The organism is Halovivax ruber XH-70 (assembly GCF_000328525.1).
GTDB classification, from domain to species: domain Archaea; phylum Halobacteriota; class Halobacteria; order Halobacteriales; family Natrialbaceae; genus Halovivax; species Halovivax ruber.
The window spans coordinates 77,133-100,316 of the sequence record NC_019964.1 but is presented as its reverse complement, the minus strand read 5'-3'; the positions used below and the strand labels follow the sequence as shown (position 1 = coordinate 100,316).

The 23,184-nt window shown below is 67.2% G+C and carries 21 protein-coding genes; 10 read left to right on the top strand and 11 right to left on the bottom strand.

Translation table 11 applies throughout. The features are described from left to right. The first annotated feature begins 33 nt into the window (after nucleotides 1-33). Both HALRU_RS00485 and HALRU_RS00480 read left to right on the top strand, forming a co-directional pair. Nucleotides 34-2,175 (top strand): hydantoinase/oxoprolinase family protein, encoded by a 2,142-nt coding sequence (locus tag HALRU_RS00485; RefSeq protein WP_015299458.1) that lies wholly within the window; start codon nucleotides 34-36, stop codon nucleotides 2,173-2,175. Then, entirely contained in the window at nucleotides 2,172-4,121 is a 1,950-nt protein-coding gene (locus HALRU_RS00480; protein WP_015299457.1) for a hydantoinase B/oxoprolinase family protein, read from the top strand. Before HALRU_RS00485 ends, HALRU_RS00480 begins: the two co-directional genes overlap by 4 nt. Before the next feature lie 289 nt (nucleotides 4,122-4,410). Here the strand turns inward: HALRU_RS00480 and HALRU_RS00475 are convergent, their stop codons facing one another. Further along, nucleotides 4,411-4,686, bottom strand: a complete 276-nt coding sequence (locus tag HALRU_RS00475) for a PadR family transcriptional regulator (RefSeq protein ID WP_007701473.1) — start codon at nucleotides 4,684-4,686, stop codon at nucleotides 4,411-4,413. Between the two features lie 465 nt (nucleotides 4,687-5,151). On the opposite strand from HALRU_RS00475, the gene HALRU_RS00470 reads away from it, so the two are divergent. Then, nucleotides 5,152-5,478 (top strand): hypothetical protein, encoded by a 327-nt coding sequence (locus tag HALRU_RS00470; protein WP_015299456.1) that lies wholly within the window; start codon nucleotides 5,152-5,154, stop codon nucleotides 5,476-5,478. 50 nt (nucleotides 5,479-5,528) lie between these two features. Here HALRU_RS00470 and HALRU_RS00465 read toward each other — a convergent pair whose 3' ends face one another. After that, nucleotides 5,529-7,049: a sulfatase family protein gene (locus HALRU_RS00465; RefSeq protein ID WP_015299455.1), complete on the bottom strand. Its 1,521-nt coding sequence runs from the start codon at nucleotides 7,047-7,049 to the stop codon at nucleotides 5,529-5,531. 123 nt (nucleotides 7,050-7,172) lie between these two features. Here HALRU_RS00465 and truA point away from each other — a divergent pair, with 123 nt between their 5' ends. After that, the gene (gene truA, locus HALRU_RS00460) at nucleotides 7,173-8,075 is read left to right on the top strand and encodes a tRNA pseudouridine(38-40) synthase TruA (RefSeq protein WP_015299454.1); all 903 of its coding nucleotides are present in this window, start codon (nucleotides 7,173-7,175) and stop codon (nucleotides 8,073-8,075) included. 35 nt (nucleotides 8,076-8,110) lie between these two features. On the opposite strand, the gene HALRU_RS15525 is transcribed toward truA, so the two are convergent. The 3 genes from HALRU_RS15525 to secF all read right to left on the bottom strand — a co-directional run bounded on the left by HALRU_RS15525 (nucleotide 8,111) and on the right by secF (nucleotide 11,078). Then, the gene (locus HALRU_RS15525) at nucleotides 8,111-8,275 is read right to left on the bottom strand and encodes a hypothetical protein (protein WP_171814971.1); all 165 of its coding nucleotides are present in this window, start codon (nucleotides 8,273-8,275) and stop codon (nucleotides 8,111-8,113) included. Nucleotides 8,276-8,484: 209 nt separating this feature from the next. After that, the gene (locus HALRU_RS00455; protein WP_015299452.1) at nucleotides 8,485-10,164 is read right to left on the bottom strand and encodes a preprotein translocase subunit SecD; all 1,680 of its coding nucleotides are present in this window, start codon (nucleotides 10,162-10,164) and stop codon (nucleotides 8,485-8,487) included. Further along, complete coding sequence (secF, locus tag HALRU_RS00450) at nucleotides 10,161-11,078, bottom strand: protein translocase subunit SecF (protein ID WP_015299451.1); 918 nt, start codon at nucleotides 11,076-11,078, stop codon at nucleotides 10,161-10,163. Before secF ends, HALRU_RS00455 begins: the two co-directional genes overlap by 4 nt. Nucleotides 11,079-11,242: 164 nt before the next feature. On the opposite strand from secF, the gene HALRU_RS00445 reads away from it, so the two are divergent. Further along, nucleotides 11,243-11,632, top strand: coding sequence for a hypothetical protein (locus tag HALRU_RS00445; protein WP_148680369.1), 390 nt, complete (start codon nucleotides 11,243-11,245; stop codon nucleotides 11,630-11,632). A gap of 39 nt (nucleotides 11,633-11,671) precedes the next feature. On the opposite strand, the gene HALRU_RS00440 is transcribed toward HALRU_RS00445, so the two are convergent. Beyond that, complete coding sequence (locus tag HALRU_RS00440; RefSeq protein WP_015299449.1) at nucleotides 11,672-12,187, bottom strand: DUF5812 family protein; 516 nt, start codon at nucleotides 12,185-12,187, stop codon at nucleotides 11,672-11,674. 211 nt (nucleotides 12,188-12,398) lie between these two features. Between HALRU_RS00440 and HALRU_RS00435 the strand changes: the two genes are divergently transcribed. Together HALRU_RS00435 and HALRU_RS00430 are read left to right on the top strand one after the other, a co-directional pair. Then, nucleotides 12,399-13,709: a glucose-6-phosphate isomerase gene (locus HALRU_RS00435; protein WP_015299448.1), complete on the top strand. Its 1,311-nt coding sequence runs from the start codon at nucleotides 12,399-12,401 to the stop codon at nucleotides 13,707-13,709. A 104-nt stretch (nucleotides 13,710-13,813) separates the two neighbouring features. Then, nucleotides 13,814-15,124, top strand: coding sequence for a CPBP family intramembrane glutamic endopeptidase (locus tag HALRU_RS00430; RefSeq protein WP_015299447.1), 1,311 nt, complete (start codon nucleotides 13,814-13,816; stop codon nucleotides 15,122-15,124). Nucleotides 15,125-15,298: 174 nt separating this feature from the next. On the opposite strand, the gene HALRU_RS00425 is transcribed toward HALRU_RS00430, so the two are convergent. Together HALRU_RS00425 and HALRU_RS00420 are read right to left on the bottom strand one after the other, a co-directional pair. Continuing rightward, entirely contained in the window at nucleotides 15,299-15,757 is a 459-nt protein-coding gene (locus tag HALRU_RS00425) for an NOB1 family endonuclease (RefSeq protein ID WP_015299446.1), read from the bottom strand. Between the two features lie 21 nt (nucleotides 15,758-15,778). Then, the gene (locus HALRU_RS00420; protein WP_015299445.1) at nucleotides 15,779-16,024 is read right to left on the bottom strand and encodes a PRC-barrel domain-containing protein; all 246 of its coding nucleotides are present in this window, start codon (nucleotides 16,022-16,024) and stop codon (nucleotides 15,779-15,781) included. 162 nt (nucleotides 16,025-16,186) lie between these two features. Here HALRU_RS00420 and infB point away from each other — a divergent pair, with 162 nt between their 5' ends. The 3 genes from infB to HALRU_RS00405 all read left to right on the top strand — a co-directional run bounded on the left by infB (nucleotide 16,187) and on the right by HALRU_RS00405 (nucleotide 19,276). Further along, the gene (gene infB / locus HALRU_RS00415; protein ID WP_015299444.1) at nucleotides 16,187-17,992 is read left to right on the top strand and encodes a translation initiation factor IF-2; all 1,806 of its coding nucleotides are present in this window, start codon (nucleotides 16,187-16,189) and stop codon (nucleotides 17,990-17,992) included. 331 nt (nucleotides 17,993-18,323) lie between these two features. Beyond that, nucleotides 18,324-18,803, top strand: coding sequence for a pyruvoyl-dependent arginine decarboxylase (locus tag HALRU_RS00410; RefSeq protein ID WP_015299443.1), 480 nt, complete (start codon nucleotides 18,324-18,326; stop codon nucleotides 18,801-18,803). A 74-nt stretch (nucleotides 18,804-18,877) separates the two neighbouring features. Further along, nucleotides 18,878-19,276: a DUF5811 family protein gene (locus HALRU_RS00405; RefSeq protein WP_015299442.1), complete on the top strand. Its 399-nt coding sequence runs from the start codon at nucleotides 18,878-18,880 to the stop codon at nucleotides 19,274-19,276. A gap of 30 nt (nucleotides 19,277-19,306) precedes the next feature. Here the strand turns inward: HALRU_RS00405 and HALRU_RS00400 are convergent, their stop codons facing one another. From HALRU_RS00400 to pepF, 3 genes are all read right to left on the bottom strand, one after another. After that, a complete protein-coding gene (locus HALRU_RS00400) occupies nucleotides 19,307-19,513 on the bottom strand; it encodes a hypothetical protein (RefSeq protein WP_015299441.1) in 207 nt (68 codons plus the stop codon). Nucleotides 19,514-19,866: 353 nt separating this feature from the next. Next, nucleotides 19,867-21,096 (bottom strand): proteasome-activating nucleotidase Pan2, encoded by a 1,230-nt coding sequence (gene pan2, locus HALRU_RS00395; protein ID WP_148680367.1) that lies wholly within the window; start codon nucleotides 21,094-21,096, stop codon nucleotides 19,867-19,869. A 233-nt stretch (nucleotides 21,097-21,329) separates the two neighbouring features. Continuing rightward, nucleotides 21,330-23,123 (bottom strand): oligoendopeptidase F, encoded by a 1,794-nt coding sequence (gene pepF, locus HALRU_RS00390; protein WP_015299439.1) that lies wholly within the window; start codon nucleotides 23,121-23,123, stop codon nucleotides 21,330-21,332. Nucleotides 23,124-23,184 lie beyond the last annotated feature (61 nt).

Genomic DNA, 23,184 nt, shown 5'->3' with positions numbered 1-23,184 from the left:
ACCATTATGACCCGGTCGCTGCAAGCGAGTGCTATGACAGAGTCATCGCCCGGCGTCCGAATCGGCGTCGACGTCGGCGGGACGTTCACCGACGTCGTGGCGGTTCGCGACGGCGAACTCACCGTCACGAAGACGCCGTCGACGCCAGCTTCGCCGGACGAGGGCGTCGTCGACGGCCTCGAACTCAGCCGCGACGCCGCCGGCTACGCCGTCGCCGACGTCGCCGATCTGGCCCACGGGACGACCGTGGCGACGAACGCCGTCCTCGAACGCGACTGGGCCGACGTGGCGCTCGTGACGACCGAGGGCTTTCGCGACGCGTTGGCGATCGGGCGACAGGACCGCCCCGACATCTACGACTACACCGTGTCGAAACCGGAGCCGGTCGTCCCCCGACGCCGCCGATTCGAGGTGACCGAGCGCCTCGACGAGCGTGGCGAGGTGCGGACGGCGCTCGACGAGGCGTCCGTCCGCGCGGTCGCCGACGAGCTCCCCGCGGAAATCGAGAGCATCGCCGTCTCGCTGCTCTTTGCGTTCGAGAACGACGCCCACGAGCGCCGCGTCGCGGAGATTCTCGAAGACGAGCTCGGCGGTGACGGCGATACCGTCGACGAGAGCGGCGATTCGCCGGTCTCCCTCTCGCTGTCGAGCGACGTCCGCCCCGAGATCAGAGAGTACGAGCGGACGCTGGTGACGGCGCTGAACGCGGCGCTCAAGCCCGTCATGGACGCCTACGTCGGGCGGTTGGAGGAGGCCGTCGCCGATCGCGGGATCGAGCCCGCCCTCCGCATCATGCAGTCGAACGGCGGGACGATCGGCGCCGATCGCGCCCGGACGCGGCCGGTCAACACCCTGCTCTCCGGGCCCGCAGCGGGTGTCCGCGGGGCGGCCCACGTCGCCGGGCTCCGCGGCGAGGGCGACGTCATCACGATGGACATGGGCGGCACCTCCTGCGACGTCTCGCTGGTCAGAGACGGCGACCCGACGGTCACGACCGGCCTCGAGATCGGCGAGTATCCAGTCGCCGTGCCGTCGATCGACGTCCACACCATCGGCGCGGGCGGCGGCTCGATCGCGTGGGTCGACGACGGCGGTGCCCTCCGCGTCGGCCCCCGATCGGCCGGTGCGAAACCGGGCCCGGTCTGCTACGGCCGCGGCGGCACGCAGCCGACGGTGACCGACGCGCAGGTCCTGTGCGGTCGGCTCGATCCCTCGCGCTTCCTGGACGAGGCAGGCGGCCCGTCCGAGAGTGCGAACGGCGCCGAAGCGAGTGGCGGTGACGGCGAGCGAGGCGGCATCGACCGCGACGCCGTCGAAGACGCGGTGGCCGAACACGTCGCCGAGCCGCTCGGCCTCTCGGTCGCCGAGGCCGCCGAGGGCATCCTCGACGTCGCGAACGCGAGCATGGAGCGAGCGCTCAGGGTCGTCAGCGTCGAAGCGGGCCACGATCCGCGCGACTTCGGGCTGGTCGCCTACGGTGGGGCGGGACCGGCCCACGCGGCGGCGCTCGCCGAGTCCCTGTCCATCCCGCGAGTACTCGTCCCCCGGACGGCGGGCGTGCTCTCGGCGCTCGGGTTGCTGGTCAGTGATCGGCTCGTCGAGCGAAGCGCGTCGATGGTTCGCCCGCTCGCGGCCGTCGACCCGGGCGCGATCGAAACCGCTCTCGCCGGCTTCGAAGACGAGGGACGAGCGCAGCTGGGCACTACAACCGACACGGTCCTCGTCGAGCGATCGGTCGACCTGCGCTACGCCGGCCAGTCGTTCGATCTCGCGGTCGACCTGCCCGAGGGGCCGGTCACGGACGAGACGCTCACCGACGCCGTCGAGGCGTTCCACGCGGCCCACGAGCGACGCTACGGCCACGCCTCGCCCGACGAACCCGTCGAACTGGTCACCGTCCGGGCGCGCGTCCGGGCCGTCGTCGAACCGCCGACGCTCTCGGCGGCCGAGGGAACCGGTGCGGACGCGGACGAGGCGATCCGCGGGACGCGATCGGTCGTCTTCGACGGAACGAACCGCGAGACACCGGTGTACGACCGCCCCGCGCTCAGCGTGGGAAGCGACGTCACCGGCCCCGCCATCGTCGAAGGACCGGAGAGCACGGTGGTCGTCCGCCCCGGTTGGCGCGCGACCGTCGACGAGTACGGGACGATCGTCATGGAGGTGGCAACGTGAGCGACGAACCCGATCCGAGGGTGGCCGGTGGCGCGGCCACCGACGGCGAAGGGAACGACGGTGACGACGAACGGGATGGCGCCCCAGATAGCGACGACATCGACCCGATCACGCTAGAAGTCCTTCGCAACGCGTTCGCGGCCGTGGCCGAGGAGATGAACGCGAACCTGGTCCGGACGGGCTACTCGCCGAACATCACGGAACGCAAGGACTGCTCGTGCGCGCTGTTCGACGCCGACGGCGAAATGCTGAGTCAGGCCGAGACGATGCCCGTCCACCTCGGCGCGATGCCCTTCTCCGTCGCGGCCGCGCTGGAGCGGTTCCCGCCGGAAACGCTCTCTCCGGGCGACGCTGTCGTCCTCAACGACCCGTTCCGCGGCGGCGCCCACCTGCCCGACCTCACGCTCGTGACGCCGATCTTCGTCGACGACGGGGGGACAGGCGGCGCGGTCGCGGCCGATTCGGCCGGAGAAAGTGCTGGCGGCGAACCCGTCACGGACGACCTGGAACTCCTTGGCTTCGCGGCCAACCGCGCCCACCACGCCGACATCGGCGGCTCGCGGGCGGGCAGCGTCGCGGCCGACTCGACGGAGATCTACCAGGAAGGGCTGCGGATCCCGCCGGTGAAGCTCTACGACGGCGGCGACGTCGTCGACGACGTCGTGGACCTGCTCCTCGCGAACGTGCGCACGCCAGACGAGCGCCGGGGCGACCTGCGCGCCCAGCACGCGGCCAACGAGACCGGCCGGACGCGACTGTTAGAGCTCGCGGCCGACCACGGCATCGACACCCTGCGAACCGCCGTCGATGCCGTCCAGGACTACGCCGAAAAACGGATGCGCGCGGCCATCGCTGACCTGCCCGACGGCACCTACGGCTACGCCGACGTGCTGGACGACGACGGTCGCGCCAGCGAGGACGTCCGGATCGAGGCGACCGTGACGATCGACGGCGACGCGCTCACCGTCGACTTCGACGGGACGGACGCCCAGACCGCGGGACCGATCAACGCCGTCTTCGCGGTCACGGCGTCGGCGACGTACTACGCGGTGCGCTGCGTGACCGATCCCGAGATTCCCGCGAACGCGGGCGCGTACCGGCCGATCGACATCGAGACGCCCGAGGGTTCCGTCGTCGACGCCGAACCGCCGGCCGCGGTCGTCGGTGGCAACCTGGAGACCTCCCAGCGCGTGACCGACGTCGTCCTGGGCGCCCTCGCCGAAATCGCGCCGGAACGCGCGCTCGCGGCGGGCCAGGGGACGATGAACAACGTCACGTTCGGCGGCGTCGACCCGCGGACAGACGACCCCTACGCCTTCTACGAGACCGGCGGAGGCGGTTTCGGCGCGCACGCGAACGGCGACGGGATGGATGGCGTCCACGTCCACATGTCGAACACGATGAACACGCCGGCGGAGGTGCTGGAAACGGCCTACCCGCTCTCCGTCGAGCGCTACGCCTACCGGCCCGATACCGGCGGTGCAGGCGAGTTCCGTGGCGGCCTCGGCCTTCGGCGAGACATCCGCGTCCGGGCCACAGGGTCGACCGGGGCGGCGTTCAGTCTGCTCGCCGACCGCCGAACGCACGCCCCCTACGGCGTCGCGGGCGGCGAAAACGGTGCTCCTGGTGAGGACGTACTGTACAGCGCCGCGGCCCGTCAGGGCGACGCGGACGACGTCGACGAGCCCGACGAACACGCCGAGGCGCTCCCGGCGAAGTGCACGCGACGCCTCGACGCCGGCGACGTCGTCAGCATCCGGACGCCGGGTGGCGGCGGGTACGGCGACCCAGCCGACCGCGACCCGGCTGCGCTCCGACGCGATCTCGCCGATGGGCTGCTCTCGGTCGAGGACGCCCGGCAAGCATATGGCGCTGATCTCGTCGAACGCGCCGGGGCCGATTTAGACGCGACTGCCGATGACGACGAGTCGGCGCGGTCGCGATGAGCGCATCGTCACGAAGGGACCGAGTGTGTCGGATCATCGACCTGCGACCGATGCTGCACCAGGAGAGGTGGCCAGGGCGGCGCCGACGGGGCCGCGACGCTGGCCGAACGGGGACACCTTGCTGTCGATGCCGACAGTGCCGACCGGCCGGTCGCGAGGCTGTCGAGGCCTCGCGCCGCACAACCGACCGTCGGCGCCGCTCGCGACGGAACGGGGGCCGGCCCGCCGCGGCGCTGTCAGGGACGTCGTGGGTGACGAGGAGGGGTGGCCAGCACGCGATCGTGACCGATCACGTATCGACGTACTGTGATTCCCACTCGCGTCGTTCCCGAATCAGTTGCTCGCCTTCTCCCGTGATGTCGTAGTAGTTCGTCCGCCGGTCGAGCTGGCCTTTTTCGACCAGTCCCCGATTGACGAGGGTATCGAGGTTCGGATAGAGCCGACCGTGATTGATGTCGGCGCTGTAGTAGCCCTCGATCTCTGATTTGACGTCCTGGCCGGACGGCTGGTCGGCCGCGGCGATTACGTACAGCAGGTCGCGTTGAAACCCGGTGAGTTCGTGCATCGACAACCGAAGAGACACTCCATCCGACAGACCGTTGTTACTCCCGCCGTACGATTCCTAGGCCACCCATACCAGCGGAGTAGCGGGGACGATACAGGAGCGTGACGGGCCACATATCCGACAGTAACCAGCCGCGGCACGTTCGACGCTCGCTGTCCTCGTCGCCGGAGACACAGGCGTCGACACGGTTCCCGCCTGGCCACCGAGCGGACCAGCGGTGGGCGATGGGTCAGCTGGCCCCTCCGTCACATCGAGTGAACACTGGCGACGGGGCCGACGGTTTCGACTCGCAGACGCTCCAGCAGCGGTACCTGAGACGACCTGGTCGACCGTAACCCCAAATTACTGTATAAACTCGAAGACAGTCACAGAACAATACCAATAAAATCCATATCTTCCCTACTTTCGTGAACGTTTGTGGCCTTCGACTAGAAGACTTATGGTGGGGCCCCGGCGTTTCCCGATATGGCACGCGACACGCCGGTACGGACCGGTACGCAGTCGACCACAGACGAACCGCTTCCAAATCTCGTGACGATCGTCGGTCGCGGCGTCCCCTCGTCGTTCGAGGTCACCGTCGACGGCGAGATCGAGGCCGCCTCCGACGACCCCGTCGCCGACGGGACGATCGTCTCCGGATCAGCCGCCGAGGGAACGCTCGAAGTCGGCATCACCCGTCTTCGCTTCTCCGGCGAGTTGGCCACCGTCAACCTCGTCGACTGGAACGGCGTCCCCGCACCGGAATCGGAGAGTACACCCACCGTTCACGTCGACTACAACGTGGCACAGTAAGTCGCATCGCGATCCCATTCTCCGTCGCGCCAGGTCGGATAGCGACGCGGCTAGCGATAGCCCAGATCGGCCAGGCGCTGCTTCGTCCCGTCACTCATCGCGACGGGTTCCGTCTGCGGCGTGTGGTCGACGCTTGCAAGCTGCGCGTCCAGCCTGGCCGAGAGGTCGGCCACCACCGACGGGTTCTCGGCGGCGATATCGCGGCGTTCGTCGGGGTCGGTCGGGAGATAGTGAAGGCGACGAAAGCCGTCCGAGCCCTCGACGTACTTGTATTCGGTCGTCCGGATCGCCCGGAGGCGACGGTCGAACGCGCGGACGCGGTCGGGTACCTCGCCGAAGCGAGCTTCGAGGCGCTCGATCGACGGCTGCGGTGCGACGTACTCGGCGAAGACGGCGTCTCTCGGGGATTCGTCGGCACCGGGATGGAGTGATCGGCCGGCGCCCTGTGCCCGAAGTGCCGGGTCCGACACGCCCGTCACGTCGAGCAGCGTTTCAGGGAGGTCCAGCAGCTGGACGAGGTCACGACGGGATGTCCCATCAGTGAACGGGCCGCCGTGGACCACCAGCGGGACGTGCAAGAGGGTGTCGTAGAGGTTGTACTGGTGGCCGAAGAAGCCGCGTTCGCCGACGTGTTCCCCGTGGTCGCCACAGACCACGACGATCGTGTTCTCCAACGCGCCAGCCGCTTCGAGCGACTCGCGCAGCCGGGCCAGCTGGGCGTCGGCGTACGCGAGCGAGCCGCGATACAGTCCGCGGAGGGCCGCGAAGTCCTCCTCGTCGAGACTGTACTCCCCACAGTCGAATGCACGGGGGTCCTGCCGAATTGCACGAGCATCCTCGTGTGAGACGCCCGACGGGAGAAACGCCTCGGCGGAGGACTGGGGTGGATCGTAGACGACGTGGGGTTCGATGAGATTACAGAAGCAGAAGAACGGCTCGTCGGTCGAGCGCCGACGCAACCACGAGTCGATCCAGTCGACGCTCCGGGCGGCGCCGTCGTCGCCCGCCGGCTGGAGGAACTCACTGTAGACGACGTTCGCCAGATTCACCAGCGGATTGCCCTCGAAGAGGCGCTCGCGGGCGGCCCGGAGCTTCTCGGAGAGGCACTCGCCGCGAACGACGGTTCCCATGTCGGTGTCGGACTGGCGATACTGCCATCCCCGTCGGAGGTCGTCGAACCCGCGATCGAAGCCGAACTCGGCGGTGATCCAGGTGTTGTTCGAGACGCCGACCGTCTCGTAGCCCGCAGCCGCGAACGCCTCCGGGAGCGTCCGCAACCGATCGTCGAGCACCTGGTGGCCGCCGTGGGTCCCGTGCTCGCTCGTGTACGTCCCCGTAAAGAGCGAGGCGTGCGACGGGACCGTCCACGGGGCCGTCGAGAACGCGCGTTCGAATCGGGTCCCCTCGTCGCCGAGTTGGGTGAGCGTCGGCATCGTCGCCGCGTCGACGTCGCTCGCCCGCGCGGTGTCGAGAACGACCAGACAGACGTTCGGTCTGTCCGTTTCCTGCAGGTCGGACCGCCCATTGCCATGGCGCTCTTCGTCGTCCGCCGAATCGCCGTGCGTCGTCATGGTACCCTATCTGCGCCAGAGGCGGGGAAGGTCACCGCCCCGGCGTACGCAGGGGGTCAGTCGCGCCAGCACCCGACATCGGTCCCGACGGAGCTAACCCGATCGCGGCGCAATTCGGCCACGATGCGCGCCTACCGGCTCGCCTACGACGGTCGCGACTACTTCGGCTTCCAGCGCCAGCCCAACGTCGCGACCGTCGAGGACGCCCTCTTCGACGCGCTCCGGGCGCTCGACGCGTACCGCCCTGCGGCGGCGTCGACCTCGGCCAGCGACAGTCAGTCTGCCGGACCCGTCCCGGACCGCCCGCAGGGCTATGCCGCCGCAGGGCGCACCGACGCCAGCGTCTCCGCGCTCGTCCAGACCGTCGCGTTCGACGCGCCCGAGTGGCTCACCCCGCGAGCGCTCAACGCTGAACTCCCCGCTGAGATCCGGGCCTGGGCCAGCGCCGACGTGCCCGACTCGTTCCACGCGACCCACGACGCGACGGCGCGGACCTACACGTACCACCTGTACGCACCAGCCGAGAGCGGGAACGATCGGAACCGGGGAAAACTTGCTACCACCCACGAACGTCGCGTCGACGACGCCCGGTTCCACGAGGCGCTCGACGCCCTCGCCGGCACCAACGACTATCACAACCTCACGCCGGACGACGAGGGAACCGAGCGGACGCTCTCGCTCGCGGCCGATCGGGACGGGGACGTTCTCACCGTGACCGTCCAGGCGGGCGGCTTCGCACGCCAGCTCGTCCGCCGGCTCGTTACCCTCCTCCACCGGGTGGGGACGAGCGAGGCCCCGCTCGAGAAGATCGATCGCGTCCTGACCTCCGAGTCACTCCCGGGTCACGAGGGTATTCCGCCCGCGCCGCCGGAACCGCTCGTCCTCACGGACGTGACCTACCCCAACATCGAGTTCGCCGCCGATGAAGAGGCGGCGGCGAGCGCCCAACACGTGTTCGAGCAACGCCGGATCGACCGTGAGGTCGGTAGCCGGGTCGCCGGACAGCTTCGAGACGGGGTTCGGTGATCAGCGGCATCGAGCCGCTACGGCAGCCGATTCGGCTACAGGAGCGTGAGGAACAGGTCGAGCAGCCATACGAGTGTCCCGAACGCGATGACTGCGAGGAGCGCGAAGACGGCCCACCGGCGAGCGTTTCCCTCCGGAATCGGGAGATCGATTCCCGTGTGTGGATCGCGGTCGGCCGGCCTGAGTTCGTCATCGGTCATTACGTCGAAATTGAACCCCTTGGTGTGAAAATGTGCCCACATCCACATGAATGGGCATCCCTGATGCTCGCTATCGGTCGATGACCGGGCACCAGCGGCTGTCAGCATCATCTGGCAGACTCACTCGAACGGCACACCGAGAACTCCGGGTTCAGGTGAACGCGGCTAGAAAACTGCGTGAGCGACGGGTCGAACGAGAGAGCGGTCCGTTACTCCTCGCTCGTCAACAGTTTCCGGAGGATCGAGCCGTAGGCCGGCCGGGTGACGAAGACGCCGATGAGGACGCCGAGGATGGTGATGATGGCGAAGCCCTGGAGGTCACCGAGGCTGCTCGAAACGGCCAGCGGGCTCATGGCGATGATCGTCGTCGCCGCCGCGGCACCGATCGTCCAGAACGCCTTGCGGAAGCGGTTGTCGAAGATCCGGGCCTGGCTGACCGCACCCTCGTCCATCACCTCGTCGGCGATGATGACGAGGTCGTCCACCCCCGTCCCGACGACCGCGATGAACCCGGCGACGTGTGCGAGCGTGATCGCCATCTCCGCCGCGGCGGCCACGCCGAGCAGGATAACGACCTCCGACAGCGCCGTCAGGATCATCGGCAGCGCGACGCGCGGGTCGCGATAGCGGACGTAGACCATCCCGCTGACGGCGAACACCGCGACGAGGCCGATCAGTACCGAATCGGTCTTGTACTGGTCACCGAGTGACGACTGCACGGACATCACCTGCGCGTTCCCGAAGTCGAGCGGAGCGTCCAGCGCACCGGCCTGAAGGTTCATCGAGATTTCGCGCGCGTGCTGGGCAGCCTCCTCGTTCCCCTCGCCGCTCCCGGTTACCATGTTGTACCGCGGGTTGTTTTTCCACTCTCCGGACTGCATGCTTGTCGCGAGCCCCCTGTCCAGCCCCAGGGCACTGACGACCTCGCCGTCGGACATGGTCAAGAGACACCACTGGTCACCGCTGTCGGAGAAGTCGTAGTTCCCGTCAGCATTTTGTCGAATCGAACACTGTTCGACACCCTCCGTGGTGAAGCCGATATCGTTCATCTGCGACTCGAACTCGGCCGCAGGGCCGTCGTGCAGCGTCACACCGACCTGGTGTTGATTCCGTTCGTTGTCGTACTCAGCTGGCTCGATGTTGTCGAAGTCTTCCTGCTGGAGCAGCGTGATGTTTTCTTGACTCCCGTTCCCGTCGGGAACGTACGCCCGGACTTCGATGGAGCCGCGCTGTTCGAGCAGTGCCCGGAGTTCCTCGGCCGTATAGCCCGGCGCCTCCGCGACGATGTAGTGCTCGCCGCCGAGCGTCTCCGTGGTGTAGGCTTGTCCACCGGAGAGGCCGGCCTGGTTGAGTTTGCTCGTGATGACGGAGACCATCGACGATCGCGTCTCCTCGGTCACGCGGTTCTCGACGTCGCTCTCGGAGACATCGTGGCCCTCCGCCGAGAGGGTCTCGGCGAACGCGGCCGCCGAGACGTTGTCGTTGAACACTTCGACGGTGTAGCTGTCGTCGCCCTGGTGGTACCGGACCGTGACGTCGGCAGCCTGGAAGTCGTCGTACTCCGACTGGAACGACTCCCTGAGGGTGCTTTCCAGGTCGCTACCCGCCTGCTGGGCCTGTTCGGGTGTCCCGCCGTGGTCCAGCGTGACGTCGTCGACGGTCATCCCAGTCGCCGGCGCGCTGATGCGGGCCCCACCATCGAGATCGAGGCCGAAAACGAGGTTGTGCAGCGAGTCGTCGGTTTCGGTCTCGTTCGCGTCGCCGACGGGTCCATCGTCGGCCGAGCCGAACATTCCGCCGGGGATGAACAGCGCGTACAGGGCGACGCTTACCAGCAACACGAGGACGGCGATCCGCCACCACTTCGAGAACGTCTCGCGGGCGCTCATCGGCTCACCCCCTCGAACTTGTACCAGCGAAGCAGGCTCACGTTCATCAGATAGGTGTTCATCAGGTCCGCGATGAGACCGACGGCGAGGATCAGACCGATGTCGCGAAGCAAACCGATCCCGAAGAACCACGAGACAGCTGCCATGACGAGCATCGCGACCGTCGAGGTCACCGTCATCGTGATCCCCGTCCGCATCGAGCGGTGGACGCTCTCGTAGAACGAGCCACTCCGGCGCAGGACGTGGTTGTTGAGCAGGATGTCCGAGTCGACCGAGTAACCGATGAGCATCAGGAGCGCGGCGACGGTTCCGAGGGTGAGCTGGATGTCGAAGAGACTCATGAACGCGAGCGGGATGATGAGATCTGAGAAGGCCGAGAGGGAGACGGCGACCGACGGAACGAACGTCCGGAACAGCCCGAACGTGATAGCGCTCATTCCGATGAACGCGACGACCAGCCCGATCAGTGCGGTGAACTGGATCTGCTGGCCGAACGACGCCGACGTCAGCGACTCACCGACGACTGGCGACGAGCCGTCTGCCCCCGCTGATGGGGCCAGATTCTCGTCGGCCTGATCGACCAGATCCTGGAGTATCGCCTGTCCGTCTTCGTCGAACCCTTCGAGGTCGCTGGCGGCGAACTGGACGATGTACTGATCGCTACCTTCGACCGGCTGGATCGACGTCGGTTCCTGCTCGAACGCCGCGGCGACCTCGTCCTGATCGGCCGTGGTCGCGATCGTCAACTCCGCACCACCCGTGAACTCGATGCCGAGGCCGAGTGGCGCGCCGGTCAACGCGAACGTGATCCCCAGCACGGCCACTGCGACGGCGAGAATCGCGAGCGGGACGGCAGCGAGCTGGCGATTCGTGTACTCCTCGTACGCCAGCTCGGGTACCTCTAGTGAGGCCATAGATGTTCCCGGCTACCAATGGCCGCCACGTAAACCTTCTCAATCGGACCCAGGGCGCGGGTTCACCCCCTCACGATCGGGCGGGCTCGTTGCCGATGGTGACCGACGAGAGCGGACACGGGGGTGGCGAGACGGTTTTGTGCGTAGAGTGCATCACTACCGGTATGGCCAACCAGTCCACACAGACACCGGCGGTCGATGCAGTCGACAGCGACCCCGAGCGGGCCGAGCGCGTCGTCGTCTCCTACCCCGCCGACCTCTCCTCGTGGGGCCGGTTTCAGGTCGAGAAGCCCTCGTTCCGTGCCTACCTCCGAAAGGTACACGACGAGGCCCGCGAGGGCGACGCCTGGGAAGAGTTCGTCGGCGTCGGCTGCTGTGGCAACAGTCTGGACGTCCCCCTCCAGGTCGAGCGTGTCGACGGGGGAGCGCTGATCGACGAGAACAGCGAGATCGAGTACACGGTCCGCGAGGCCTGCGACCTGCAGGGAAGCTGGGCGGTCCAGAGCGCCGGCGGTCCTACCCACTCCGGGACGGCGACCGACGAGTCGAACTGACGGCGACCGCCACCCAGCCCGCACAGGTTCACATGACGATCAATCCGGCAAGTAGCGAACGCTGAGTACGCCCTCGGACCCGTCACGTCGGACCTCGACTCGCACGGCGTCGAGCCGAGCCGCTCTGGCGACGGTTTCGACGTCGTCGACGACGTCGGCGGCAGCCGCTTCGACCTCGCCCGGCGGCACGGACAAAACGTGGATCTCGCCCGTACCGGCGCGTTCGACAGTCTCCAGGTCACCGACGGCCAGGTCGTCGGCGAGATCGCGTTCGTGCGTGGTCGGCGAGAGGTCGCTGTCGATCACGTCGACGGTCCAGTGGTCGACGAGGTCGGCCACCTCCCAGGCGACACCCATCGGGGGTTCCGGTGCGACGGTCGCCTCGATCACGTCGTGTTCGTCGAAATCCGGATTCGCGGTGAGCGTGTGCACCTGCGCCGTCTCGACGTCACGGAGGACGGCGCTGTTCTCGTCCGCGTGCGTGACGACGAACGTGCCCGTTACAGCGTTCTCGACGGCCACGTCGGAGCCCACACCGGTACTGTCGTCTGTCATACCCGTTCAGAGGAGCGGGAACGGTTTCGGGGTTTCGCTCGACGAGCGCTATCTTGTCCGGTAGACGCCAGCCCCGGTGAGGGACGAATCCGCCGGTGGTGGACGGCCGCCATCGGTCCCGTTCCACCCACGTCCGCCATGAGGACGCCCATGCACGAGCCTCTCGGTGCCGATGAGAACGCCTTTGACGGCTGCTCTCGGGAATGCGAGCATGGACGTCGACATCGGCAACGCGCTCGCGTCGGTCGCGTCCCCGGGTATCTCCCGGGCGTCGCTCGACCGACTCGACGAGCGGGTGGCCACCGCACACGAACGTATCGCAGCCGGACGGGCCGAGGGCGAACACGGGTACGCCGCGCTGAACCTGCCGGAACGGACCGACCCGGACGAGATTCGAGCGGCCGTCGAGCCGATCGCCGGCCCCGACGGCGGCGAGATCGACGCGCTCGTGACGATCGGCATCGGCGGGAGTGCGCTCGGCGCGGCGACGATCGTCGATGCGCTCGACGCCGACGTCGAGACGGTCTTCCTCGACAACGTCGACCCCGAGTGGGTGCGCGACAGCCTCGACGCGCTCGCGCTGGATCGAACCGCGATCAACGTCGTCTCGCGGTCCGGCACGACCGCCGAGACCCTGGCGAACTTCCTCGTCGTCCGCGAGGCCTTCGAGTCGGCGGGTGTCGACTGGACCGAGCGGACGATCGTGACGACGGGCGAAGCGGGCCCGCTTCGCGACCTCGCGGAGACGCACGACCTGCCCGCGCTCGACGTACCCGACGGCGTCCCCGGCCGGTACTCCGCGCTCTCGGCGGTCGGGCTCGTCGCCGCTGCGGCGGGTGGACTCGACCTCGAATCACTGCTCAACGGCGCCGCCGCCGAAGCCGAGACGCTCACCGGGTCGCTCTACGAGTGTCCCGCCTACGCCTACGGCGCGACCTGCCACGCCCTCGCTGCTCGCGGGGCACAGGTCAACGCGTTCATGCCCTACGCCGAGTCCCTCGAGACGACGGCCGAGTGGTTCGCCCAGCTCTGGGCCGAGAGCCTCGGCAAGGATGGACTGGGCCAGACGCCCGTCCGCGCACTCGGCGCCACCGACCAGCACTCCCAACTGCAGCTCTACCGGGCTGGCCCGCGAAACACGCAGGTCACGTTCGTCACGCCCCGGGAACGGCCAGCACAGCCGATTCCACCGACCGACGTCGACGATCTGGCCTACCTCGGCGGCGGCTCGCTCGAGGAACTGCTCGACGCCGAGTTCCGCGCCACGGAGGCCAGTCTCGCCGCAGCCGGTCGCCCGACGGTCCGCATCGAGCTCGAACGCGTCGACGCCTTCGAACTCGGCGGCCTCCTCTACGGGCTGGAGGCCGCATGCGTGATGGCGGGCGAACTCGCCGGCGTGAACACCTTCGAGCAGCCCGCCGTCGAGTGGGCCAAGAAGGCCACCCGTGGCCTCCTCGGTGGTGGCGACTTCGAGGAGGCGCGGGCCGTCGAAGCAAAGACCGCACTACGCGTCGAGCGGTGATCGCGGCCAGGTCCGCTCGCACCCAGTGAGTACGAGGTGGCGTCGACACGAGCCACCCGACCCAAATCCACAGGCCCATTAGCGTCGTCGCCCAACCACCGCGCATGACCGGCGGGTCTGATCCGGCCGACGACACCGCGGAGCGCCCGGACGGCGCAGGTGACGCGGATGCGAGCGGCGATCGATCGGCCGATACGGCAGCGAACGGCGGTCGATCTGCCGCGCCCGTGACGAACGGCGACGGTCGGTCGAACGGCGACACCACGACGGGCTCGTCGGACACCAGTGCCGATTCGACGAACCCGTTTCCGGACACCGTCGCGGACCTGTCGATCGTCGCCGGCCTCTTCACCGCGACGCTCGCGGTCCTGGGCGCCGCCCGGCCGCTCCGGACGGCTGGCGTCGACGCCGTTTCGCTCGCCATCGTCGGACTCGGACTTCTCTCGCTCGCCGCCGTCTTTGCCGTTCGCCACGGGATCCTTTCGCGCACGATCGCGGGCCCGCTCGTATCACTGACGAGCGCCGGGGGCGCACTCGGCGCGGTCTACGGACTCACCAACGGCTATACGACCGACTTCGGGGTGCCGCCGATCGCCGACGCGCCCTCCTTGCTCGTCGCGTTCGTCGGATCGATCCTCACCGTCGCCGCGGGGACGGCCATCTACGCCGACCTCTCGACCGAACAACTCGCCCGCCGGCTCCGTGCGACGATCGGTTACAGCCTGCTCGGGGCGTTCGGCTACGCGACGATTCTGGCCTGGGTCACGCTCATCGGCGGGCTCGCCGTTCCACTGCTCACCGGCGAGGCGACGACCGAACTCCCGACGACCACGCAGTCGGTACTCACGCAGGTCGCGACCGTCCTGGGGACAGCCTCCGTCGCTGGCGCCTACCTCACCTGGACCGGCCGCGGTCGATCGTACCTCGATCTACGTATCCCCCGGCTGCGAGATCTCGGGTACGTCCTCGGCGGCATCGCCGCCCTCGCCGGAATCGCGATCGTGATCGGACTCCTCCTCGGCTCGACCGGAGTCGAGAGCACCGACCACAGCAGCTTCGACCGGGCCCAGGGCACCCCCGAACTCCTGCTCGTCCTGGCCGTCGCCTCGATCCTCGTCATCGGCCCGTTCGAGGAACTGCTCTACCGGAACGTGATCCAGAAGGGGCTGTACGAGTACTTCTCGAAACCCGGCGCGATCGTCGTCGCCAGCGTTGCCTTCGCCAGCGCACACCTGATCGCGTACTCAGGCGGCTCCGTCGGCGGCCTCCTCGTGAGTCTGGGCATCGTCTTCGCCCTCTCGCTCGCCCTCGGTATCGTCTACGCCCGGACGAACAACCTGCTCGTCCCGGCGCTCGTCCACGGCCTCTACAACGCGTTCGTCTTCTACACCCAGTACTTAGAGCTCGTCGGGTAGACCGACACTGTTGCCGGGGATCCGAACGATGAACGCGTAAGAGACCACCAGTGGCACTCACAGGAGGAGAAGGCGAGGGCCACACGTGAGTCTGTCAGGATAGCTCGCTCACCAACCCCCGGTGAAACCATACCCACCGCCCGCCGAAACCGACGTGGGCGCCCAGTGTAGCGCTCAGGTCGGATTCTTCCGGGTCAGTTCGCTGCCGCAGATCGGACAGCGCTCTTTCTTCTCGTCGAACTCGCGCCCGCAGCCGCGACACTGGAAGCGCCAGTCGCGCTGTTCGTCGATCCCCTCGCGGGCGATGAACTCGACGGCGACCGAGAGCTTCTCGGCGACGTTTTGCATCGCGTAGTCGTCGGTGACCAGGGTGCCGTCGAGTTCGAACGTCGCGGCGACGAGTCGAACGTCCGTGTCGGAGAGGACGTCGAGATCGCCGGACTCGCGGGCCGCCCGACGGACCTTCTCGATCGTGTCCTCGTCGGGAATGTGTATGTGCATCCCCGAGCCCTCCATCGCATCGTAGCGATAGGCACTCTCGTCTTCGAGTTCTTCGCGGACGAGCGGAATCGTCGCGGTCTGTTCGGTGGTGTGGAAGTCGTGGATAAACGCCGACGAGTCGAGAACGTACATGCGAGATCGAGTAACGAAGAATTAGCGTTCGACGACGATGTAGTCTTTGACGGCCTTTACCCGGGAGACGGGTATCTGGAAGCGACCGGCGTCGTTGCGATCGAAGTCGACGGCGCGACCCGGCAGTTCCTCGTCGGGTTCGACGACCAGATCGTGTAGCTGGCCCGAGGAGAGGTCCATCGTGATGTTGTAGAGGAGTCCGAGCTCGGTCCCGTCCGCCCCCATGACGGACTTGCCCGACAGGTTTTCGGCGAGTATGTCGCTCATGCCGACAACGTCACGCCGGTCGGCTATTAACATTCGGGTTCGTGGAAGACGGGCGTCTGACGCCTCGCACCCCGCTCCAGCCGAATCGGCCCACGATCCGTGACGATGGGTTTAACTGTCGGCCCGGGGACTCTCGACCAAGAGCCTTCTCTGGTGGTTTGCATGTCGGATTCAGACACTGATTCCCCCGAAAACGCCTCGCTCCGGACACCGATCGTCGCCGTGCTCGGCCACGTCGATCACGGCAAGACGAGCCTGCTCGATCAGATCCGTGGCTCGGCCGTCATCGAGGGGGAGGCGGGCGCCATCACCCAGCACATCGGGGCGACGGCCGTCCCGCTAGACGTCATCTCCGCCATCGCGGGCGACCTCGTCGATCCGGACGACTTCGACCTCCCCGGCCTCCTCTTCATCGACACGCCCGGCCACCACTCGTTCACCACGCTCCGCTCGCGCGGGGGCAACCTCGCCGACATCGCGATCCTCGTCGTCGACGTCAACGACGGCTTCCAGCCCCAGACGATCGAGGCACTCGACATCCTCCAGCGCTCCCAGACGCCGTTCATCGTCGCCGCGAACAAGATCGACACCGTCCCCGGCTGGAACCCGACCGACGACGCCCCGATCAAACCGACCTACGACAAACAGTCCGACCGCGTCCGCGGCGATCTGGACGAACGCCTCTACGAGATCATCGGCGAACTCTCCGACGAGGGCTTCTCCGCCGATCTCTACTGGCGCGTCCAGCACTTCCAGCGCAACATCGGCGTCGTCCCCGTCTCCGCGATGACCGGCGAGGGCGTCCCCGACCTCCTGACCGTGATGATGGGCCTCTCCCAGCGCTACATGCGCGAGGAGATGGAGATCGACGTCGCCGGCCCCGGCGTCGGCACCGTCCTCGAAGTCAAAGACGAGAAGGGCTTCGGCGCGACGGTCGACATCGTCCTCTACGACGGGACCATCCGCACCGACGACACGATCGTCGTCGGCGGCACGACCGAACCCATCGTCACCGACGTTCGCGCCCTCCTCCAACCTCGACCGCTGGCCGAGATCCGGACGGAGAGTCGCTTCGAGCGCGTCGAACAGGTCGACGCCGCCGCCGGGATCAAGGTGGCCGCCCCCGACCTCGCCGACGCCATGGCCGGCGCTCCCGTCCGCGTCGTCCGTGACCGCGACATAGACGACGTGATCGAGGAGGTCGAGGCCGAGCTCGCCGAGATCGCCGTCGAAACCGAAGAACAGGGCGTCGTCGTCAAGGCCGACACCCTCGGCAGTCTGGAAGCCATGGCCGACGCCTGTGGCGAGGCCGAGATCCCCATCGTCCGCGCCGAGGTCGGCGACGTCGCCCCCCGCGACATCTCCGTCGCCTCCACCGCCGAGGACACCAAACAGCAGGTCATCCTCGGATTCAACGTCGACGTGTTAGACGACGCCGCAGAGCGCGCCGAGATCGACGATGTGCGCCTCTTCACCGACGACGTCATCTACCAGCTCGTCGAGGGCTACGAGGATTTTGTCGAAGAACTCGAACGCGCCCAGCAAGACACCGTCCTCGAGAACATCACCCGCCCCGCCCGCTTCCGGATCCTCCCCGACCACGTCTTCCGCCAGAACGACCCGGCCGTCGTCGGCGTCGAAGTGAACGCCGGCACCCTCCAGAACAACGAACGCGTCGTCCGCTTCGACGGCAACCAGACCGAACGCGTCGGCGTGGTCAAAGGCATTCAGGAACAGGGCGAGGACGTCGACGAGGCCCGCGCCGGCAATCGCGTCTCCGTCGCCATCGACGGCCCCACCGTCGGCCGCCAGATCCACGAAGACGAAGAACTCTGGATCGAACTCCCCGAAAAACACGCCAAGATCTTAGAACAGGAACTCGCCGAGGAGATCCCCGGCGACGAACGCGAAGCCCTCAACATGTACCTCGATCGCCACCGGAAACGGGACCCGTTCTGGGGTAAATAGAACCGAACTTTTTCTCTGCGGGCGCGGCTCCACCGCGCCCTCGGAAAAACTTCGATGAAAAGCACTCCTCCTTCCGTTACAGCCGCGCGTAGCGCGGCTTTCACATCAGTCGTCGGCCCGCTCGCTCGGCTCACGGCTACGCCGTTCGCCATTCGCGGTTCTCGGCCTTCGGCCTCCGAACCGCGCACCGCTCACGGTTCTCGTGCTAGTGTAACCCAGCCTTTCCCCGTGCTCGCGTGCCCGGTGGGCACGCTCGCGGCCGCCGCACCGCAATCGGTCTGGTAGATTGCGGATCGCAACGCCTTACGCCGTCGGGGCCCGAGCGTGGATAATGAGTACGATTCGGGTCGTCTGGGGGTCGTCGACGGGGCCGACGGAGATGGCGGCCTACGACGGGGCGCTCGCGGATGCGGGTATCGAGAACTACAATCTCGTGGCCGTTTCCTCGGTAATTCCGGCTGGCGTGCCCGTCGAGGCGGTCGGGACGGCGCCCGACCTCGGACCGGCGGGCGAGCGCCTGACGGTCGTCGAGGGGCGGGCGCGTGCGGCGGGGCCGACGAGCGTGAGCGCCGGCCTCGGCTGGGTCGAGTCGATCGACGAGGGGCCGGGATTGTTCTACGAGGCAGCGGGCGAAGCGGACCCCGACGATGTCGAGCGTCGCGTTCGCGAGGGAATCGACGCCGGTGCCGACCTCAGAGAGTGGGACCTCGGGGAGGCGAGTGTTCACGTCGAGCAGGCTCGCGCCGACTCGGGTGCGTACGCGGCGGCGGTCGTCGTGGCCGCCTACGGCGAGAGCGAACCGATCGTGTAGGTGGGCGTCGCTCGGAAGTGGAGGGAGCCAAACGCTTTTGGCCAGCCGACTCGTTGAGTCGGTACCGACTTCTCATGAACGCCAATACACCGTATGCCGGCCGCCCGGGAACCACACAGGCGGGGCACCGTTCGGCGGACGATCTCGACGAGGTGACGCCGATCCAGCGGCGCGCGCTCCGTCGGGACGTCTCCCGCGTCGCCGCCCAGACCCGGGATCTTCTCCCCGACGAGTTCGTCGTCGATAGCGACATCACGCAGGGGATCGGCGGCCCGCAGCTCACCGTCGCCGTCCAGCCCCCGATCGGTCACCCGGTCAGCGCGGGCTTCGCCCCGGACGTCTCGCTCGTCGAGGACGCCGACACCGTCATCGACGACGACGAGTGCGCCGAGGTCGCCCGCGGCCTCGCCGCGAGCGCCGCCCTGCAGGTCAAACAGGCCATGGGCACCGAGTTCACGCCGACCGCCCGCTAACGCGTTCGCCGCCGTAATTTCTCGTCTCCCCTACTCCTCGATGAAGCGCCAGGCGTAGGCACCCCCGAGCACGACGGCGACGAGGACGATCACGAACAGCAGAAAGTACAACAACGCCTCCCGATCGCCGGCCTGTACCTCGTTCGAGACGACCATGAACCCCGCGACGAGACTCACCACGACTACGAACCCGACGAGGCCACGCCGGCTGTCGAAACCCGCTAACACTTCTCTCATACCGCCGACCACAGACCCGGGTACTAAAACGATTCTGGCAGATTGGGTGCTGAGGCCCGATCCAGGAAACCAGTCGCTTGCCAAATAGGAGACTGCAGGTACTCAACCGAACCAATTTTGCGGCCTGGCAGGCGGTTCGGGCAGAACCGCCTGCCAACGGGGAAGGGCTGGTATACACTAGTGCACTCACCGCGAACGAGGCGTAGCCGAAGTGAGCGGGCCGACGACTGACCCAGAAGCCGCGCGTAGCGCGGCTGGCGGGAAAGGAGGAGTGCTTTTCATCAAAGTTTTGCCGAGTGCGGTCGCTACGCGACCGCACGCAGCGCAAAAGTTTGCAGCGCAAAAGGTCGTTGTTAGTTGAAGAAGTAGTTCTCGGAGGAGACGTACTCGGTGCCGTCGTCGGATTCGAGTTTGTCGATGGCGGCTTCGAAGTCGGCCATGGTGACGTCGGTGCGGTCGTCGCGGATGGCGAACATGCCGGCTTCGGTGGTGACGCTCTCGATCTCGGCGCCGGAGTAGCCGTCGGTGCGCTCGGCGAGGGTGTCGTAGTCGACGGCGTCGGCGAGCGAGAGGTCCTGACTGTGGATCTCGAAGATGCGTTCGCGGCCCTCGACGTCGGGTTCGGGGACTTCGATGAGGCGGTCGAAGCGCCCGGGGCGGAGGATGGCGCGGTCGAGCATGTCGAAGCGGTTGGTGGCGGCGATGATGCTGATCTCGCCGCGGTGTTCGAAGCCGTCCATCTCGTTCAACAGTTGCATCATCGTCCGCTGGACCTCGGCGTCGCCGGAGGTCTTCGAGTCGGTACGTGTGGCGGCGACGGCGTCGATCTCGTCGATGAAGATGATGGCGGGTTCGCGCTCGCGAGCGAGTTCGAAGAGGTCTCGTACCAGGCGAGAGCCCTCGCCGATGAACTTGCGGACGAGTTCGGAGCCGGCCATCTTGATGAACGTGGCGTCGGTCTTCGTCGCGACGGCTTTGGCGAGCATCGTCTTGCCGGTGCCCGGCGGGCCGTACAGCAGGACGCCGGACGGCGGTTCGATGCCGACCTGCTCGAACAGTTCGGGTTCGGCGAGCGGTTGTTCGACGGCTTCGCGTACCTCGCGGACCTGGTCGTCGATCCCGCCGATGTCGTCGTAGGAGACGTCGGGCTTCTCCGTGATCTCCATCGCCTGAGCACGGGCGTCGGTCTCGGCCGAGAGGAGGGTCTGGAGGCCGAAGGAGTCGTCGACGGCGACGCGGTCGCCGGGTTCGATGCGGTCAGCCATGCGCGGGGAGACCTCGGTCAGGACCTCCTGATTGTTACCGTGTTGTTTGACGACGACCTCGCCGTCGAACGACTCCTCGACAGAGGCGACGTACAGCGGCGAGTGTTTGAGACACTCGTTCTCGCGTTCGACCTGATCGACGCGCTCGCGGAGTTCGTCCCGCCGATGCTCGGCGGATTCGAGCTGCGAAGCGAGTTTTTCCTGCACGTCGGTCAGTTCTTCGTGGTGAGACCGAAGCGCGTCGAGGCGCTCCTCGTCGGGGAGGTTCGGGTCGATGTCGCGGGTCGGTCGGTCGGGCAACGACGGACTTCGGGCCATTCTGATGAGCGAGGGATAATCGGCGGATGTAAATGTGCCTTTGGGTCGCGGGTACGGCTGCATCGTGATGGCTGTGAACGACGAGGAGACAACGAGGCCGTGAGTGCTAGCGAGAGAGGGTTCGGGTGCGAGAGAGTGAGAGAGTGAGAGAGAGAGAGTGAGAGAGTGAGAGAGTGAGAGAGAGAGAGTGAGAGAGAGTGAGAGAGAGAGAGAGTGAGAGAACGGCTGGCCGGTCAGTCGACGATGTCGGCCAGTTCGTCGAGCCGGTCGGCGTAGCGGTCGATCGCCCGTTCGACGGGTTCGGGCGAGCGCATGTCGACGCCGGCGATCTCGAGCAGGTCGAGCGGGTACTCCCGGGAGCCGAGGCGGAGGAATTCGAGATAGTCGGCGGCCGCCTCGTCGCCGTCCGCGACGATGTCGTCGACGAGCGCGAGTGCGGCGGAGATGCCGGTCGAGTACTGGTAGACGTAGAACGCGCGGTAGAAGTGCGGGATGCGCATCCACTCGCGGGCGATGTGGTCGTCGAGGACGGCCGGCTCGTAGTAGCGGGCCTTGAGGTCGCCGAAGAGTTCGTCGAAGCGGTCGGCGGTCAGCGGTTCGCCGGCCTCCTCGAGTTCGTGGGCGCGGTGTTCGAACTCGGCGAACAGCGTCTGGCGGAAGAGCGTCGAGCGCACACGCTCTAAGAACTCGTTCAGGATGTGAACGCGGAACTCGGGGTCCTCGACGGTCTCCAGGAGGTGCTCGGTCAGGAGCGCCTCGTTGACCGTGCTCGCGACCTCGGCGACGAAGAGTTCGTAGTTCGAATAGACGTACGGCTGGTTCGTCCGCGTGTTGTCGGAGTGCAGCGAGTGGCCGAGTTCGTGCGCCAGCGTGTACATCGAGGCGACGTCGTCCTGGTAGTTCATCAGGACGAACGGTTCGGTGTCGTACGTGCCGCCGGAGTAGGCGCCGGCGCGTTTACCCTCGTTCTCGTAGACGTCGACCCAGCGCGACTCGAGGCCCTCGGCGAGTCGGGCCTGGTAGTCCTCGCCGAGCGGCGCGACGGCCTCGATCACGTGCTCGCAGGCCTCGTCGTAGGGAATCTCCGGACCTTCACCGCCGGTGAGCGGCATGTAGAGGTCCCACGGGCGGAGCTCGTCGACGTCGAGTGCCGCCTGTTTCAGTTCGGCGTGGCGGTGCAGCGCGTCGAGATTGTCGTTGACGGTGTCGACGAGCGTATCGTAGACCTCGACGGGGACGTTGGCGTCGTCGAGCGAGGCCTCGCGGGCCGTCTCGTAGTTGCGGGCTTCGGCCATCCGGACGTCGGCGGTGACGCTCTTGGCGTAGGCCGTCGAGACGGTGTTTCGTACGTCGCCCCACTCCTCGAAGTACGCCTCGTAGACGCGTTCGCGGAAGTCGCGGTCGGGGCGTTTGAGCAGGTTGACGAAGTTGCTCTGCGTGATCTCGACGTCCTCGCCGTCCGGGTCTTCGACCGTGGGGAACGTCATGTCCGCGTTCGCGAGCATCGAGTAGACGTTGCCCGCGGTCCCGGTGACCTCGCCAAAGTCGGCGAGTAGTTCTTCGACCTCCGGCGACCGCGTGTGAGGCTTCATCCGGAGGACGTCGTCGACGTACTGCCGATATCGCTCCAGGTCGGGTTCCTCGTCGACGTAGGATTCGAACTCGTCGGTCGTGAGTTCCTGTACCTCCGGTTCGACGAACGAGGCGGCCGACTGGGCGTCGGCGACGAGCGACTCGGCCCGCGCGGCCATCGCCTGTCGTTCCTGGTCGCTCGTGTCCTCGTCGCGGCGCATCTGCGCGTAGGTCGCGACGCGCTCGACCTCGCGCATGAGGTCATCTCGGGTCTCGAGCGTCTCGAGAAGGGTCGCGGCATCGGTCGCCGTCTCGCCCTCGTAGGCGGTCAGTTCGTCGAGGCGGTCGGCGACGTCGTCGTAGGCGTCGCGCCAGTCGTCGGGCGAGTCGAAGATGCGGGAGAGATCCCAGGTGTGTTCGGCCGGCACCTCTTCACGTGAGGGAACGTCACTCATGGAAGCAGTTTCGAATCGCAATGGGTAAAACGTGACGAAGTGACACGGCCGAGGGCGACAG

Coding starts and splice junctions, on each gene's coding strand:
- HALRU_RS00485 (WP_015299458.1), top strand. CDS start 34: ATGACAGAGTCATCGCCCGGCGTCCGAATCGGCGTCGACGTCGGCGGG.
- HALRU_RS00475 (WP_007701473.1), bottom strand. CDS start 4,686: ATGCACGAACTCACCGGGTTTCAACGCGACCTGCTGTACGTAATCGCC.
- HALRU_RS00470 (WP_015299456.1), top strand. CDS start 5,152: ATGGCACGCGACACGCCGGTACGGACCGGTACGCAGTCGACCACAGAC.
- HALRU_RS00465 (WP_015299455.1), bottom strand. CDS start 7,049: ATGACGACGCACGGCGATTCGGCGGACGACGAAGAGCGCCATGGCAAT.
- truA (WP_015299454.1), top strand. CDS start 7,173: ATGCGCGCCTACCGGCTCGCCTACGACGGTCGCGACTACTTCGGCTTC.
- HALRU_RS15525 (WP_171814971.1), bottom strand. CDS start 8,275: ATGACCGATGACGAACTCAGGCCGGCCGACCGCGATCCACACACGGGA.
- HALRU_RS00455 (WP_015299452.1), bottom strand. CDS start 10,164: ATGAGCGCCCGCGAGACGTTCTCGAAGTGGTGGCGGATCGCCGTCCTC.
- secF (WP_015299451.1), bottom strand. CDS start 11,078: ATGGCCTCACTAGAGGTACCCGAGCTGGCGTACGAGGAGTACACGAAT.
- HALRU_RS00445 (WP_148680369.1), top strand. CDS start 11,243: ATGGCCAACCAGTCCACACAGACACCGGCGGTCGATGCAGTCGACAGC.
- HALRU_RS00440 (WP_015299449.1), bottom strand. CDS start 12,187: ATGACAGACGACAGTACCGGTGTGGGCTCCGACGTGGCCGTCGAGAAC.
- HALRU_RS00435 (WP_015299448.1), top strand. CDS start 12,399: ATGGACGTCGACATCGGCAACGCGCTCGCGTCGGTCGCGTCCCCGGGT.
- HALRU_RS00430 (WP_015299447.1), top strand. CDS start 13,814: ATGACCGGCGGGTCTGATCCGGCCGACGACACCGCGGAGCGCCCGGAC.
- HALRU_RS00425 (WP_015299446.1), bottom strand. CDS start 15,757: ATGTACGTTCTCGACTCGTCGGCGTTTATCCACGACTTCCACACCACC.
- HALRU_RS00420 (WP_015299445.1), bottom strand. CDS start 16,024: ATGAGCGACATACTCGCCGAAAACCTGTCGGGCAAGTCCGTCATGGGG.
- infB (WP_015299444.1), top strand. CDS start 16,187: ATGTCGGATTCAGACACTGATTCCCCCGAAAACGCCTCGCTCCGGACA.
- HALRU_RS00410 (WP_015299443.1), top strand. CDS start 18,324: ATGAGTACGATTCGGGTCGTCTGGGGGTCGTCGACGGGGCCGACGGAG.
- HALRU_RS00405 (WP_015299442.1), top strand. CDS start 18,878: ATGAACGCCAATACACCGTATGCCGGCCGCCCGGGAACCACACAGGCG.
- HALRU_RS00400 (WP_015299441.1), bottom strand. CDS start 19,513: ATGAGAGAAGTGTTAGCGGGTTTCGACAGCCGGCGTGGCCTCGTCGGG.
- pan2 (WP_148680367.1), bottom strand. CDS start 21,096: ATGGCCCGAAGTCCGTCGTTGCCCGACCGACCGACCCGCGACATCGAC.
- pepF (WP_015299439.1), bottom strand. CDS start 23,123: ATGAGTGACGTTCCCTCACGTGAAGAGGTGCCGGCCGAACACACCTGG.